Origin of the sequence: Mesorhizobium sp. B2-4-15 (assembly GCF_006658505.1) — a bacterium.
Lineage (GTDB): Bacteria > Pseudomonadota > Alphaproteobacteria > Rhizobiales > Rhizobiaceae > Mesorhizobium.
This window is the reverse complement of the sequence record NZ_VFUZ01000006.1, coordinates 198574-213201: the sequence shown is the minus strand read 5'-3', so window position 1 is coordinate 213201 and position 14628 is coordinate 198574. Positions and strand designations below refer to the sequence as shown.

The window sequence follows — 14628 nt, the reverse complement described above, 5'->3', positions numbered from 1 at the left end:
ACGTTTTCAAGCTTGCGGCGAGATGTAGCTCGGCCGTGGGGGATTCTAACGTAAATCCATCGGCATCGGAGGGGCGCTGTGACCGTGCAGGCATCCAAAAGGGAACTGGACCATGTAATCATTCTGAACTCTCTAAGAGCCTTCCGCCGCGGTGATTTTTCCGTCCGTATCGAGAACGTGTACAAGGGGGTCGATTCCGAAATCGCGGAAACCTTCAACGAGATCGTTGACCTCAACGATCAGGTGACGCGTGAGTTCGAGCGCCTCAGCAGGGTTGTCGGCAAGGATGGGCGGATAGGTGAGCGCGGTCGCGTTCGCAACGCCACCGGCAGTTGGGAATCAAGTGTCCGGTCCGTCAACGATCTGATCGAGGATATGGTCCAGCCGACAGCCGAGGTCGCCCGAGTCATCGGTGCTGTCGCCAAGGGCGACCTGTCGCAAACGATGATGGTCGAAATCGACGGCCGGCCTCTGCGTGGGGAGTTCCTGCGGATTGGCAAGATCGTCAACACCATGGTCGGTCAGTTGGCCTCCTTCGCCTCGGAAGTGACGCGCGTGGCGCGCGAGGTCGGCACCGAAGGCAAGTTGGGTGGTCAGGCGCGCGTGAAAGGGGTCGCCGGGACGTGGAAAGATCTGACCGACAACGTCAACGCGATGGCCACCAACCTGACCGGGCAGGTGCGCAACATCGCCGAGGTCACGACCGCCGTCGCGTCGGGCGATCTGTCGAAGAAGATTACCGTCGATGTGAAGGGCGAAATCCTCGAATTGAAGAACACCATCAACACGATGGTTGACCAGCTCAATTCGTTCGCCTCGGAAGTGACGCGCGTGGCGCGCGAGGTCGGCACAGAGGGTAAGCTCGGCGGCCAGGCACGCGTCGAAGGGGTCGGCGGCACATGGAAGGATCTGACTGACAATGTGAATTCCATGGCCGAGAACCTCACCGGCCAGGTGCGCAATATCGCCGAGGTGACGACCGCCGTGGCTCTGGGCGACCTCTCGAAGAAGATCACCGTCGACGTGAAGGGCGAAATCCTCGAGCTGAAATCGACGATCAACACGATGGTCGACCAGCTCAACTCCTTCGCGGGCGAGGTCACGCGCGTAGCGCGCGAAGTTGGCACTGAAGGCAAGCTTGGCGGCCAGGCACAGGTGCGTGGCGTCGCCGGCACGTGGAAAGACCTCACCGACAACGTCAATTCGATGGCTGAGAACCTCACCGGCCAGGTGCGGAATATCGCGGAGGTGACGACGGCGGTTGCTTCCGGCGACCTCTCCAAAAAAATCACCGTGGCGGTGCAAGGCGAAATTCTCGAACTTAAGGACACCATCAACACGATGGTTGATCAGTTGAACTCCTTTGCCTCCGAGGTCACACGCGTGGCGCGCGAGGTCGGCACCGAAGGCAAGCTCGGTGGCCAGGCCGAGGTGAGGGGAATTGGCGGCACGTGGAAGGATCTGACCGACAACGTCAATTTGATGGCCGCCAATCTGACCGGGCAGGTGCGCAACATTGCCGAGGTTACGACGGCCGTGGCCCGCGGTGACTTGTCCAAGAAGATTACGGTCGACGTCAAAGGGGAGATTCTGGAGCTCAAGGACACCGTCAATACGATGGTCGATCAGTTGAACTCCTTCGCCTCGGAAGTGACACGCGTCGCTCGTGAAGTGGGATCGGAAGGCAAACTGGGCGGACAGGCTCATGTCGAGGGCGTCGGTGGCACCTGGAAGGACCTGACTGACAACGTCAACGCAATGGCCGGCAATCTGACCGTCCAGTTGCGCGATGTGTCCAAGGTCGCGACGGCTATCGCGACGGGCGACCTGACGCAGAAAATCACGGTCGATGCCCTGGGCGAGATCCTGCAGATCAAGGATGTCATCAACACGATGGTCGATCAGTTGAATTCGTTCGCCTCGGAGGTGACGCGTGTGGCGCGCGAAGTCGGTTCGGACGGCAAGCTCGGTGGTCAGGCACAGGTGCGCGGCGTTGCCGGCACCTGGAAGGACCTGACCGACAACGTCAACGCCATGGCCGCCAACCTGACGGGTCAGGTGCGAAACATCGCCGAGGTGACGACCGCCGTGGCGCTCGGTGACCTCTCGAAGAAGATCACCGTGGATGTCCGTGGAGAGATTCTGGAGCTGAAGGACACGATCAACACAATGGTGGACCAGCTCAATTCCTTTGCCTCGGAAGTGACCCGCGTCGCGCGCGAGGTCGGTACCGAAGGCAAGCTCGGCGGGCAGGCGCAGGTGCGCGGCGTTGCCGGGACGTGGAAAGATCTGACCGACAACGTCAACTCGATGGCCGAGAACCTGACCGGGCAGGTGCGCAACATCGCCGAGGTCACGACCGCCGTCGCCCGCGGCGATCTGTCGAAAAAGATCACCGTCGACGTGAAAGGGGAAATCCTTGAGCTGAAATCAACCATCAACACGATGGTGGACCAGCTCAACTCCTTCGCCGGTGAGGTCACGCGCGTGGCGCGCGAGGTTGGCACCGAGGGCAAGCTCGGCGGTCAGGCCCGTGTTGAAGGCGTCGCCGGCACCTGGAAAGACCTCACTGACAACGTCAATTTGATGGCGACGAACCTGACCAACCAGGTGCGCGGCATCGCCGACGTGGTGACGGCGGTTGCGCAAGGCAATCTCAAACGCAAGCTGACGGTGGATGCCAAAGGCGAAATCGCCTCCCTGGCCGATACGATCAACGGCATGATCGAGACCCTCGCGACCTTTGCCGACCAGGTGACCAACGTCGCCCGCGAGGTGGGTATCGAAGGCAAGCTCGGCGGACAGGCGCGTGTGCCAGGAGCGGCTGGCCTGTGGCGCGACCTGACCGACAATGTCAATCAGCTCGCCGCCAATCTCACAACCCAGGTGCGTGCCATTGCCGAGGTTTCGACAGCGGTCACCAAGGGCGATCTGACGCGCTCGATCAGCGTCGAAGCTTCGGGTGAAGTTGCCGCGCTCAAGGACAACATCAACGAAATGATCCGCAACCTGAAGGATCAGACGCTGAAGAATGCCGAACAGGACTGGTTGAAAACCAATCTCGCCCGGTTCTCGCGGATGCTGCAAGGCGAGCGCGACCTCGCCACTGTCTCGCGGCTCATCATGTCCGAACTCGCGCCGCTGGTGAACGCCCAATATGGGGTATTCTACGTTACCAACCGCGACGAAGAGGAATCCTATCTCGAGCTGGCGGCGTCCTATGGTGCTGAAAGCAAGGCGGCGATCAAGCAGCGCCTCGACCTGCGCGAAGGCCTGGTCGGCCAAAGTGCTGCCGACAAGCGCGCAATCATGCTCGACAATGTCCCGCCGGAATTCCTGCGCGTCACATCAGGCCTCGGCAGCGCCTCGCCGGCCAACGTCATCATTCTTCCCGCCTTGTTCGAAGATGAGGTGAAAGCCGTTATCGAACTTGCCTCGTTCGGCGAGTTCCGCGACACCCACCAGTCGTTCCTCAATCAGTTGATGGAGTCCGTCGGCATCGTTCTCAACACCATAGCCGCGACAATGCGCACCGAAGGCCTGCTCAAGCAGTCGCAACTGCTGACCTCGGAACTGCAAGCGCGACAGACTGAACTGACCAAGAAGCAGGAAGAGCTGCATGCCACGAACGAGGAGCTGCAGGAAAAGGCACAGCTGCTCGAAAACGAAAAGAAGCAGGTGGAAAACAAGAATCTCGAAATCGAGATGGCGCGACGCGCATTGGAGGAGAAAGCCGAGCAGCTGGCGCTGACTTCGAAATACAAGTCCGAGTTCCTGGCCAATATGAGTCACGAACTGCGCACACCGCTCAATTCACTGCTCATTCTTTCAAATCTCCTGGCGACCAACCAGCAGGGCAATCTCAACGAAAAGCAGGTCGAGTTCGCGCGCACGATCAATTCCGCCGGAACCGATCTTCTCAGCCTCATCAACGATATCCTCGATCTGTCGAAGATCGAATCCGGCACGGTCTCCATCGATATCAACGACATGCCGGTGTCACACCTGCGCCAGCATATGGAGCGCACGTTCCGTCAGCTGGCGGCCGACAAGGGACTTGGCTTTACCATAACGGTCGACCCAGCCCTTCCAGATACTGTCCGCACGGATGAGAAGCGATTGCAGCAGATTGTCCTCAACCTGCTTTCGAACGCATTCAAATTCACCTCCGAAGGTGAGGTCGGTTTGAACTTCCGGGTCGAGAAAGCTGGCCGCCGCAACCGAGCCTCGCACCCGATAAAGGCTCTCGCGATCGCCGTGACCGACACCGGCATTGGCATACCTGAGGATAAGCAAAAGCTTATTTTCGAAGCCTTTCAGCAAGCCGACGGCACCACCAGTCGTAAATATGGCGGTACGGGCCTGGGGCTCTCTATCAGTCGGGAGATCGCTCGGTTGCTTGGCGGCGAATTGCGCGTCGAAAGCACGCCGGGCAAAGGATCGACATTCACGCTGGTTATCCCGTTCGACGGCCCCAGAATGGCGACAGTGCAATCGGCCTTGCTTCCTGTGACGGACGAAGTCGCAGCGCCAGCATCCCCGAACAGTCCACCTTCGGCCGAGTTAATTGATGACCGCGATTCTATCTCGCCCACCGATCGGGTCGTTCTGATCGTTGAGGACGACCCGACCTTTGGAGGCTTGTTGCTTGGCCTCGCGCGTTCGGCCGGGTTGAAAGGCGTCTTGTCAAACGCGGGTTCCGGCACTTTGGCATTGGCGCGCAAGCTGGTTCCCGATGCCATTACGCTTGATCTCGGGCTTTCGGATATCGACGGCTGGGTGCTTTTTGATCTGTTACGCCATGATCAGAAGACGAGGGCAATTCCCGTCCACGTTATCTCAGGCGCGGGAGATATTAATAGCCTCGCGCGCAAGGGCGCCTCCAGCATTTCCACTAAGCCCGTATCATCGGATGAACTGATGCAGGTGTTTCAGGACATTCATTCCAGAAAGCTGCGCATCCAACGCCGCGTTCTGGTCGCCGACCCCGATCCGGATCGCCGGCTATCGCTGGTCGAAGCGATCCGCGACGGCGTCACCTCCGTCACCGCGGTTGGTCGGATCGCGGCAAATGCGGACGACATCGGGATCGCCTCGTATGATGCCGTCGTGCTCGGGTTCGGACGCTCGGCCAAAGACAATGCGCAGGCACTAGACGAGGTCACCGGCCAATTCGGCGAAGCCTTGCCGAAACTTTTGTTCTTTGCCCCCCATCCCGATGCGCTCGACCCGGTCCTGTCGCTGAATCCGGCTTTTGCGAATGTGCCGCGCGCCGAGAATTTCGCTCAGTTGGCGCTGCATATTTCAGCGACCCTTCCGGGAGAAGGCCGCGAAGAAAGCATGGTCGAAACAGAACAGGACGCGAGGTCCGATCTCACCGGGGCGAAGGTTCTGATCGTCGACGACGATATTCGCAACATTTATTCCCTCACCAGCGTTCTGGAGACCTATGGCATCCAAGTTCTGCACGCTGAACGAGGCCGCGACGGCATAGCGCTGCTGGAACAGACGCCCGACGTCGATGCAGCGTTGATCGATATCATGATGCCGGAAATGGACGGCTACGAGACGATGCGGCAAATCCGCACCACATCCTCGATAGCTCACATTCCGCTGATTTCGGTTACGGCCAAAGCGATGAAGGGTGATCGGCAAAAATGCCTGGACGCGGGGGCTTCCGACTACATCGCCAAGCCAGTCGATCTCGATCTCTTGCTGGCGCTGCTTCGTGTCTGGATTGGGCGTTCCCGGTCACGCGGTGACATCCCGGAAAAAATGCTCGTGGCAGCGAACTGACGGCTATTCGATGCAAAAATTGCAAAGAAGCAGAGCAAGGAAACCTGGGGTCGTTCAGCTGCCGGAAGGACCGGCACGGGCACGTATCCTCGCCGTGGATGACGATGAGCGCAATCTGCTGGCGATCAGCGAAGTGCTCGCGACCACCGGCGACGTCATCTGCGCCCAATCGGGCGAAGAGGCCCTACGTTTTCTGCTGAAGGAAGACTTCGCCGTTATCCTGCTCGATGTCCTCATGCCAGGGCTGGATGGATATGAAACAGCCGCGCTTATCCGACAGCGCGAACAGTCCAAACACACGCCAATCATCTTTCTCACCGCGATCAACAAGGAGGACGCCCATATGCTGCGCGGCTATGATGCCGGCGCGGTGGATTACGTGTTCAAGCCATTTGATCCGACCATGCTGCGTTCGAAGGTCGCGGTCTTTGTCGAGCTTCACGAAAAGACGATCGAAATCCAGCGGAAGGCGCGGATTGAGCAGGGACTGCTGGCGCAGGCGCTGCAGGCCCAGAAGGAAAAGCTTCAGGCGGAACGGGCTCTCCGCAGCGCGGAGGAACGGCAGGATGCCATATTGAGTTCGCTGCCGGTTTGCTTTCACGCGCGGACGGCCGAACCGCCCTTTGCGACGCGCTTTGTCACCAAAGGTGTCGAGCGTTTGACCGGCTTTTCGCCTGCGGATCTGACTTCCGATCCAGGATTCGGGCTCAAGCGGGTCCATCCCGACGACCTGGCACGGCTCGAGCAGGCACTTCTGGCGGCCAAAACGGCCGGCTCGTATACGTGCGAATTCCGCTGGAAGTGCGCCAACGGCGAATATCGCATCTTTCTTGATCAAGGCGTCATGTCGAACGGCGCTGACGGCCGCGAGTCCGAAATCCTCGGTACGCTGCTCGACGTTACCGATCAGCGTGGCCTCGAGGATCAACTGCTACAATCACAACGTCTCGACGCGATCGGCAAACTGACGGGTGGCCTGGCGCATGACTTTAATAATCTGCTGGCTGCAATTCTCAGTGGATTGGGGTTGCTCGAACGCCGCGCGACATTGGACGGTCAAGCACGGCAGGTTCTCGATTTGATGCGGCGTTCCGCGAAACAAGGAGCTGACCTGGTCACGCGAATGCTGGCTTTCTCCCGACGGCAGACCCTAAAGCCGGAAGCGGTGCGCCTGGCAGTGCTGGGCGACAGCATGAACGGGTTGGTCGCACCTGTTTTGGGAGCGTTGATCCGATTTGACTGGCAAATCGACGACACGGTGTGGCCGGTGCATGTCGATGCCGGACAGCTCGAGCTAGCTTTGATGAACCTGGTTTTCAATGCGCGTGATGCCATGCCCTCTGGCGGTACAATAACCGTGCAAGCGCACAATCGTTCGCTTAGGACGTCTTCGGCAGATGTTCCGGCGGGTGACTATGTCGTTGTGACGGTCAAGGACACAGGTTCTGGCATAGCTCCTGATATTCTCGCCAAGGTCATTGAACCTTTCTTCACGACAAAGCCGGTCGGGAAAGGGACCGGTCTGGGCCTCAGTACGGTCTATGGCTTTATGAGGCAATCCGGCGGTGCGCTTCGCATAGAGAGCGTCGTTGATCGTGGAACGAGCATGCAACTCTGGCTGCCACGCTCCGTCGCGGAGCCAGGCAATCCTGCTGCCGAGACCGACGTCGGGTATATGCGCCTAAACGCCGACGCGAGGCGCCCATCGATCATTCTGATCGATGATAGCAACGCGTTGCGGCAGCTGACAGCTGAGTCTCTTCGTCAGCATGGTTTTGATGTGACCTGCGCTGCAGGGGGCCCCGAGGCGTTGGCGTTGATCGAGCGCGCTCCTAATGATTTCGACGTCATCGTTACCGACTTTGCCATGCCACTCGTATCGGGCGTGGACGTTATCCGCTTCGCACGCACTCTGCGCTCCGATTGGCCCGCGGTTATTATAACCGGCTATGCCGATGCTAGCCAGATCGCCGATCGACCGGCGGACGTGCCCTTGCTCGGCAAACCCTTCCACGACAAGGATTTGCTTGAAACCATTTTTTTGGCGATCGCAAATGTGGAGCCTAAAGCAATCAAAACGGCCTAGCCGCGGGGCGGCCCGGCGGAGGAGGTGAGCGCGTCATAACGCGGCCTCGGGATGCAGCCGCGAGTTGCGTCTGCCGCCGCAGGCCGCGTTCCCATGCCGGCCGCCGGTAAGAAGAAGCTCACACGGCGTGCCAAGCGATATCTACCAGTCTTGCCGTCTGTACCAATCGTCAATATCGCGCCGCACACGATCCTTCTCGATGCCGTAGCGCTCCTGGATCTTGCCTTCGAGTTGATCACGTTTGCCGGCGATACGGTCGAGGTCGTCGTCAGTAAGCTTGCCCCACTGTTCTTTGACCTTGCCTTTGACCTGCTTCCAATTTCCTTCGACACGATTCCAGTCCATGACACGGTCCTCCTTGATTGCATTACGCTGCCAAACGCCATGCGCCCTGTGAGGTTCCGGGTCGGTGCTCGCTTTTGCATGTGGGAAATGACGGTTCACGCCACGAATGCGACGAACCCGCAGTTGCGCATGACCGCCAGCGATACAAAAGGCACAATAACGCCCCGCCGGAGGAACGCGCGACCGGCAGCAAGTACTTAGCGTCCAATCGGGACCGCAGCGCTTGCTGTGGAACATGCAGGCACGATGAGGTACGGCGTGCAGGTTTTGAGGCCTTATCGATTTGGATGGGTTTGAGTGTTGGGCTCAGGATGCCGACCCTGTGACGCGTACCGACGGGGGTTTTCGCTGCGGTCGGGCAAAGCCATGGGGAGTGCATTTGCCGCAGCCGTCGTGCCCACAGACGTGGGTCTCGATGTGTCCTCGTTCCGGCCAGGGAACCACAATTGATGGAAAACATATGGCACTTTAGCGTTTATGATCGTGGCGGGCAGGCGGAGGAATTTCTTGGCGATCGATCGTAACGGCATCTCCCCCAGTTCCGGACTGGGAGGACCCCTTTCCTTGGCGCGCAGGCGCACGGCGTTGCCGACCGTGGCCACTGTCGTAACCACTGTTGCAGCGTTGTATTTCGGACGAGAAGTATTCTTGCCGATCGCGATCGCGCTGCTCCTGACCTTTGCACTCGCTCCTCTGGTCTCGGCGCTCAAACGGGCAGGCATGCCGCGCCTTGCCGCGGTCATTCTGAGCGTGCTCGGGGCATTCGCGGTTCTGGCGCTGTTCAGCTTTATTGTCGCGTCGCAGGTCAGCGAACTCGCTCAGAACATTTCGCTTTACCAGTCAAACATCCTCACCAAGGTCCGTTCTCTCAAAGAGACGGGAGTAGGCGGCGGCGTGATCTCGAGATTGAGCAGTGTAGTCGAGCGGGTTGGCCAGGAGATCAACAGGCAAGAGCCTTCACTTCCAGCCTCCCCGCAAACCCCCAAACGCGACCCGGTGCCGGTTGAAATCGTTGCCAAGGAAAAGCCGCTCGAAATCCTCCAGAACATCATCGGTCCGCTGATCAGCCCTTTGGGGTCAGCTGGCTTGATCGTCATCGTCGTCATCTTCATGCTTCTGGAGCGGGAAGATCTAAGGGACCGTTTCATTCGCCTTGTCGGCTACGGCGACCTTCATCGGACGACTCAGGCGCTGCAGGACGCCGGCTCGCGGGTAGGGCGCTACTTGCTGATGCAATTGGTCGTCAACCTGATCTACGCGATCCCGATTGCGATCGGGCTATGGGTGTTGGGCATCCCCAACGCGCTCCTGTGGGGACTGCTGGCGCTTGCCCTTCGTTTCGTTCCCTATATCGGGCCGGTGATCGGCGCGCTGCTGCCCCTCTTCCTTGCGCTGGCGGTGGCGCCAGGATGGTCGCTTGTGTTGTGGACGGCAGCTCTATTCGTGGCGATGGAGTTGATCACCGGGAATGTCATCGAGCCCTGGCTGTATGGATCGCGCACGGGGCTCTCGCCATTGGCCATCATCGTTGCGGCGATCTTCTGGACATGGCTATGGGGTCCGCTGGGATTGGTCCTGTCGACACCGCTCACGGTCTGTCTGGTGGTGCTTGGCCGGCATGTACCGCAGTTCGAATTCCTCGATGTGCTGTTCGGCAACGAGCCGGTACTGGACGCCCACGCGCGGCTCTACCAACGGCTGCTGGCAGGCGATCCCGACGAGGCAACAGACCATGCCGAAGAAACTCTCGAGGAGAATTATCTAGTCGAATTCTACGACAAGGTGGCCCTGCCCGCCTTGCTGCTCGGTGAGAAGGACCGCGTCCGTGGCGTAATGGACGACCAGCAGATTCAGCAGGTGGCAGCCAGCGCGCTGACGCTGGTCGCGAACCTCGAAGACAGCGCTCAACACGAGATGGACGAGGAGGAAGCCCTGGTTATCGGCGAGGATGCGGGGTCGCTCGAGGACAATGAGACCGCGAACAATGGCTATGCCGAATTGCCGGATGGCTCGGGATTGACGGTGCTTTGTGCTGGCGGCCGCGGTCCACTCGACGACGCGGCGGCGGCGATGCTGGCGCAGGTTTTGGAAGTGCAGGGCGCCGCGGTATCAAAGGCGAGCTTTGTAGACTTGGAGCCGTCGACAATTCGTCGCCTTGAGCTGGGCAGCGTCAATACAGTGGTGGTCGGCTTCCTCAACCAGGATTCCGTCAAGCATGCCCGCTTTCTGGTGCGCCGGCTGAAGCGGGCCAAAGCGGACCTCAGGGTCGGGATCGCGCTATGGTTCAAATTCGACGGGGCCGACAAAGAGGGCGCCGACAATCTGGCCAAGGACATCAGCGCCGATTTCGTCGCGTCCGGTATGGTACAGGCGGCCTTGGGCGCGCTGGCTTCGGCACCGCCTGTGCCGCTCAAAATCGTCGCCAAGCGGCGCACACGCCGCCGAAAAACGTCACGAAGCGATTGACCCCGCCGCGTTGTGGGCTCGGCGGGTTGGACCGCCTGGTGCTTGCCCGCGAAGTCGGCGGTGCTCGCCGGCCATGGCTGCATTTCTGGTTGGGCGAATTTGCAAGGCAGCTGATTGGAAGCGATCGGCCACGCCGGGTTCGCTGATCCGGCAGGTCGAGAGTTCCGACAAGGGTTTGGGGCATGGTCGATATTCGATCGCTCAGCGGCGTCCCGCTCGGATGTCTTGGCGATCTGGAACCAAATCGGGATGTGTTCGTTCGCAACCGTTAGAGAAACAGGAGGTCACGATGCCACGTGGCGACAAGTCGAAATACACTGACAAGCAGGAGCGCAAAGCTGATCACATAGCCGAGGGCTACGAGCATCGAGGGGTATCGGAAAAGGAAGCCGAACGTCGTGCTTGGGCAACGGTGAACAAGGATGACGGCGGCGGAAAGAGGGCGGATCGGGACGTGGAAAGCACACCGGCCACCCCGCGGCTCACAAGGGGGGAGAGAGGGGCGGCAAAGCCCAGGCATCTCGTTCCGCGGCCGAGAGGTCGGCCTCTGCGAGGAAGGCCGCCGCGACAAGGAAAAGGAATGCTGCAAGCCACTCCCACTCATAAGTTGCAGGCAGCAAGGTAACAGTGTCTCCGGCGCCAGTGGATCTGTGATGACGAGAAAACCCTATGTCAAACCCACGCTCGTGAAACGCGGAAGGCTAACAGGGCGCACGGCTCAGATCATAGCTTCCGGGATCATATTGGGCGAATAGGCGCGGGGGCTTCGGCCAAACCCCTTTGCCCAATGCGCGCGCAATGTCATCGCACGCTCCCGGAACCATCCGTCAACGATTGGGTTTCCCGCCGAAGGAGATTTTCCATGATCAGGTTTTTGATCGGTCTCGGCATTGTCTATGCCGCTTACAAGATTGGCAAGGAAGTCGGTCGAGACCAGGCTCTGCAACAAGGTCCGTCTGAATTGGCACGCGATGATCCCGAGGCGGTCGCCCGGCGTGTCGCTGCGGGCTGAACCCCGGCGGGCAGGGAAGCTTTTCTGGGAGCGGTGAACACCATTAGCCGATAAGGAGGCTCGGCAGACCGATGGCTCGGACCAATAGCTGGAGAACGGTGCTTCAACACCATAGCCCGCTGGTTTTGCCTTCGGCGGCGGATGCGCTGACAGCCAGGCTCATCGATCTAGCCGGTTTCCCTGCCTATCAGATCGGGGGCTTTGCCATGGCAGCTGCGATGCATGCGGTGCCTGATATCGATCTCGAACATTTCGGCGAGAAGCACGCCAAGGTACAAGAGATCATCGACGCATCGGGTTTGCCGGTACTTGTCGATGGCGACGATGGCTACGGCGACGTCAAGAATGTGACGCGCACGGTCAGAGGTTATGAGGCGATCGGGGCATCGGCGTTGTTCATCGAGGACCAGGATCCCCCAAAACGCTGCGGTCATATGAACGGCAAGAAGGTCGTCCCCGCCGAGTTCATGGCGGAAAAGATCGCCGCTGCTGTGGCGGCGCGCCGCGACCCGAATTTCTTTCTGCTCGCCCGCACAGATGCCTTGGAGCCAAATGGCCTTGACGACGCGATCGAGCGTGGCAAGCGGTATCTCGAAGCCGGCGCCGACGGCGTTTACATAGAAGGACCTACGAGCGTCAAGGAGCTCGAGACGGTCGGTAATGCGTTCAGGGATGTCCCATTGGCCACGAGTATACTGGAGCGCGGTGGAAAGACCCCCTGGGTATCGCCAAGCCAAATGCACGAGATGGGTTTCGACATGATCCTCTACCCAACGACTGTGTTGTTCAGAGCTGTGAAAGCCATGCAGCTGGCCCTCGGCGATCTCCGGCGAGGCAGGCCATTGGAACCCGAGGAGAGCGTCGACCTCAAGACATTCGAGGACGTCGTTCGGATGTCTGAGTGGGCGGCGATCGAGAACCGTTTTATGGGTGCGTCCCACGACGCCGGCATGTTTGACAAGATCAAACAGAAACTCACGGGCGCGGGTAAGAAACCGAGAGAACGGGTTTTTGGTCGGTACCGGCTAAGGCTGCCAGGCCCATCGATCTGTGGCGAGGCTGGGAACAGGACGTCGCCACGCTGGTTAATTCCCTTTCCAGCCGTGATCGAAAGGCTCCTCTCATGTCTAAAACCGTTGGCGATTTCCTGATTTCGCGCCTCCACGCCTGGGGCGTACGGCGGATGTTCGGATACCCGGGTGACGGCATCAACGGCGTCTTCGGGGCCCTCAACCGTGCGGATGGGAAGATTGAATTCGTCCAGGCACGACATGAGGAAATGGCCGCGTTCATGGCGTCGGCCTACGCCAAGTTTTCTGGCGGACTTGGCGTCTGCATAGCGACTTCCGGTCCCGGCGCGACGCACCTCGTGACAGGTCTTTATGATGCACGCCTTGACCACCAGCCTGTCCTGGCCATTGTCGGCCAGCAGGCCCGCAGCGCGATCGGCGGCCACTACCAGCAAGAAGTCGATCTTGCCTCCCTCTTCAAGGATGTGGCGGGAGATTTCGTCCACCAGGCCGCTGTTCCCGCACAGGTTCGTCACCTCGTTGACCGGGCCGTTCGCATTGCGTTGGCAAACCGAACCGTGACGGCGCTCGTCCTGCCGAACGACTTGCAGGAGATGCCTTATGAGGAACCGTCCCGCGCTCACGGCACGGTGCATTCCGGCGTCGGCTATCGCAAGCCGTTGGTCGTTCCACACGCGGATGATTTGAAAGCGGCCGCCGATATCCTCAACGAAGGCGAGCGCGTCGCAATCCTCGTCGGGGCTGGTGCCCTTGCCGCGACGCAAGAGGTGATCGACATCGCCGATCGCCTTGGCGCGGGTGCCGCAAAGGCGCTTCTCGGCAAGGCGGCTTTACCGGATTTTCTCCCTTGGGTAACTGGCTCGATCGGGTTGCTCGGAACGGAACCTTCTTGGGATCTGATGCGGGACTGCGACACGTTGCTGATGGTCGGATCCGGCTTTCCCTATTCGGAGTTCCTGCCAAAAGAAGGTCAGGCCAAGGGCGTTCAGATCGACCTCAAGCCCGGCATGATGTCCTTGCGCTATCCGATGGACGTCAATCTTGTCGGCGATGCAACTGAGACGCTCAAGGCCTTGCTGCCATTGTTGAAGCAGAAGAAAAACAAGTGGCGCAAACAGATCGAGAAGAGCGTAGCCGACTGGTGGAAACTTCTGGAGAAGCGGGCCAAGACAAAAGCCGACCCTGTCAATCCGCAACTGGTGGCATGGGAGCTTTCGCCGAGATTGCCGGATAATGTCATTCTGACGAGCGATTCCGGATCCTGCGCGAATTGGTACGCGCGTGACGTCAGGATCAGGCCGGGGATGATGGCATCGCTCTCCGGCGGCCTTGCCTCGATGGGCGCTGCTGTCCCTTACGCGATCGCCGCGAAGTTCGCGCACCCGGACCGGCCGGTGGTGGGGCTTGTTGGCGATGGAGCCATGCAGATGAACAACATGGCGGAACTGATCACCGTCGCCAAATACTGGAAGTCGTCCTGGCCGGATGGTCGGTTCATCATCTGCGTCTTCAACAATCAGGATCTCAATCAAGTTACTTGGGAGCAGCGGGTCATGGAAGGCGACCCGAAGTTCGAGGCGTCGCAGCGTATCCCGGACGTGCCTTATCATCGGTTTGCCGAACTGATAGGTCTTAAAGGCTTGTTTGTTGATCGCGCAGAAGACCTCGGACCGGCCTGGGACGAAGCATTCGCGTCGGATTATCCCGTCGTCCTCGAGGTCAAAACCGATCCCGAGGTCCCGCCACTTCCCCCGCATTTCACCTTCGACCAGATCAAAAACCTGACATCGTCGCTTGCAAAGGGCGATCCCAGTGAAACCGGTGTTATTCGCGGGACCGTCAGGCAGGTTCTGGGTTCGATACTGCCGGGCAAGTCAGACTAGGAGCAGGGC

General features: G+C 59.7%; 7 protein-coding genes and 1 pseudogene. 7 read left to right on the top strand and 1 reads right to left on the bottom strand.

Annotated elements, in window-relative coordinates; genetic code table 11:
- The first annotated feature begins 84 nt into the window (after positions 1-84).
- Both FJ930_RS10035 and FJ930_RS10030 read left to right on the top strand, forming a co-directional pair.
- Positions 85-5796, top strand: coding sequence for a HAMP domain-containing protein (locus FJ930_RS10035; protein WP_141837316.1), 5712 nt, complete (start codon positions 85-87; stop codon positions 5794-5796).
- 10 nt (positions 5797-5806) lie between these two features.
- On the top strand, positions 5807-7882 hold the full coding sequence (locus FJ930_RS10030) for a response regulator (RefSeq protein ID WP_141837203.1): 2076 nt from the start codon (positions 5807-5809) through the stop codon (positions 7880-7882).
- A gap of 141 nt (positions 7883-8023) precedes the next feature.
- Here the strand turns inward: FJ930_RS10030 and FJ930_RS10025 are convergent, their stop codons facing one another.
- A complete protein-coding gene (locus FJ930_RS10025; RefSeq protein WP_140690704.1) occupies positions 8024-8227 on the bottom strand; it encodes a CsbD family protein in 204 nt (67 codons plus the stop codon).
- Positions 8228-8704: 477 nt separating this feature from the next.
- Between FJ930_RS10025 and FJ930_RS10020 the strand changes: the two genes are divergently transcribed.
- From FJ930_RS10020 to FJ930_RS10005, 5 genes and pseudogenes are all read left to right on the top strand, one after another.
- Positions 8705-10693 carry an AI-2E family transporter gene (locus FJ930_RS10020; RefSeq protein WP_181763332.1) on the top strand — a complete coding sequence of 663 codons (1989 nt, stop codon included), beginning with the start codon at positions 8705-8707 and terminating at the stop codon, positions 10691-10693.
- A gap of 289 nt (positions 10694-10982) precedes the next feature.
- Positions 10983-11299, top strand: a pseudogene (locus FJ930_RS30365) (plasmid stabilization protein).
- A gap of 256 nt (positions 11300-11555) precedes the next feature.
- On the top strand, positions 11556-11705 hold the full coding sequence (locus FJ930_RS30050; protein ID WP_181763331.1) for a hypothetical protein: 150 nt from the start codon (positions 11556-11558) through the stop codon (positions 11703-11705).
- 71 nt (positions 11706-11776) lie between these two features.
- On the top strand, positions 11777-12856 hold the full coding sequence (locus tag FJ930_RS10010) for an isocitrate lyase/PEP mutase family protein (RefSeq protein WP_141837200.1): 1080 nt from the start codon (positions 11777-11779) through the stop codon (positions 12854-12856).
- On the top strand, positions 12829-14619 hold the full coding sequence (locus tag FJ930_RS10005; RefSeq protein WP_141837198.1) for a thiamine pyrophosphate-requiring protein: 1791 nt from the start codon (positions 12829-12831) through the stop codon (positions 14617-14619). The genes FJ930_RS10010 and FJ930_RS10005 overlap by 28 nt, the downstream gene beginning before the upstream one ends.
- The last annotated feature ends 9 nt before the right edge of the window (positions 14620-14628 follow it).

Excerpts from the sequence above, each read along its gene's own strand:
- FJ930_RS10020 (WP_181763332.1), top strand. The coding sequence starts at position 8,705 with ATGATCGTGGCGGGCAGGCGGAGGAATTTCTTGGCGATCGATCGTAAC.
- FJ930_RS10005 (WP_141837198.1), top strand. The coding sequence starts at position 12,829 with ATGTCTAAAACCGTTGGCGATTTCCTGATTTCGCGCCTCCACGCCTGG.
- FJ930_RS10030 (WP_141837203.1), top strand. The coding sequence starts at position 5,807 with ATGCAAAAATTGCAAAGAAGCAGAGCAAGGAAACCTGGGGTCGTTCAG.
- FJ930_RS10010 (WP_141837200.1), top strand. The coding sequence starts at position 11,777 with ATGGCTCGGACCAATAGCTGGAGAACGGTGCTTCAACACCATAGCCCG.
- FJ930_RS30050 (WP_181763331.1), top strand. The coding sequence starts at position 11,556 with ATGATCAGGTTTTTGATCGGTCTCGGCATTGTCTATGCCGCTTACAAG.
- FJ930_RS10025 (WP_140690704.1), bottom strand. The coding sequence starts at position 8,227 with ATGGACTGGAATCGTGTCGAAGGAAATTGGAAGCAGGTCAAAGGCAAG.